The sequence below is a fragment of the Bradyrhizobium sp. SHOUNA76 genome (assembly GCF_023006445.1).
In the GTDB taxonomy this organism is placed as follows: domain Bacteria; phylum Pseudomonadota; class Alphaproteobacteria; order Rhizobiales; family Xanthobacteraceae; genus Bradyrhizobium.
Map to the genome: position 1 here is coordinate 1 of NZ_JALBHA010000985.1, position 903 is coordinate 903.

1 pseudogene is annotated in these 903 nt (G+C 69.7%); it reads left to right on the top strand.

Annotated features, from left to right (window positions below):
* Positions 1-903, top strand: a pseudogene (locus MOV74_RS39165) (hypothetical protein); the annotation flags it as partial.

Here is a 903-nt window from a genome sequence, read left to right on the forward strand (position 1 = left end):
GAATGCCCGCCCGGCAAGACCGGCGTCTGCAACACCAGCGTGAACGCACAGGTCGCCGAGCTGCGCGAGGCGCTCACCGCGGCGAAGAGACGCCAGCCCGACCGCACGCTCGACCTCGTGCTGCTCTCGGTCGGCGCCAACGACGTCTATTTCTCCGGCCTCGTCGCCGACGTGATCGTCGAGACCGCGACCGAGCGCACGCTGTTCCGCCGCTCCGGCGTGATGGCGAGCGTCGACGATTCCCGCGACGCGCTGACGCGGGAGCTGCCGCAGAATTTCGTCAAGCTGCGCGAGGCGCTGAAGCCGCTGGTCGGCGGCGACCTCTCGCAAGTGGTCTATGTCTCCTACGCCAATCCCGCGCTTGCCGAGGGCGGCGTGCCCTGCCGCGGCGGCCGGGCCGGCTTCGACATCCATCCCTCCTTCAACGCCGACCCGCAGCGCCTGGCGCGCGTCTCGACCTTCGTCGACACTGAATTCCTGCCGCAGCTGAAGGGGCTCGCCACCTGCACCCGCGGCGCGCTGTGCCGCGATCCCGAGGCCGAGCGCATGACCTTCGTCGATGCGCATCAGGCGGCGTTCGCCGACCACGGCTTCTGCGCCCATTCCGGCAACGATCCCGAATTCGATCGCGCCTGCTTCGCCGAGAACGGCCAGAGCTTCAATCCCGATATCGTGAGCGCGGCGAGCCAGCCGATGCTGTGCGGCCGCGGCGCCTCGGAATATCGCGCCTACCTGCCGCGCGGGCGCTGGATCCGCGACGCCAATGACAGCTATTTTGCCGCGATGACCTATCCGCAGGGATTGCCGGCGGCGAGCCAGCCGACAGACATCCACGACGCCACCTGGGGCGTGCTCTCCGCCGTCTATGGCGGCGCGGTGCATCCGAGCGCCGAGGGCCATGCC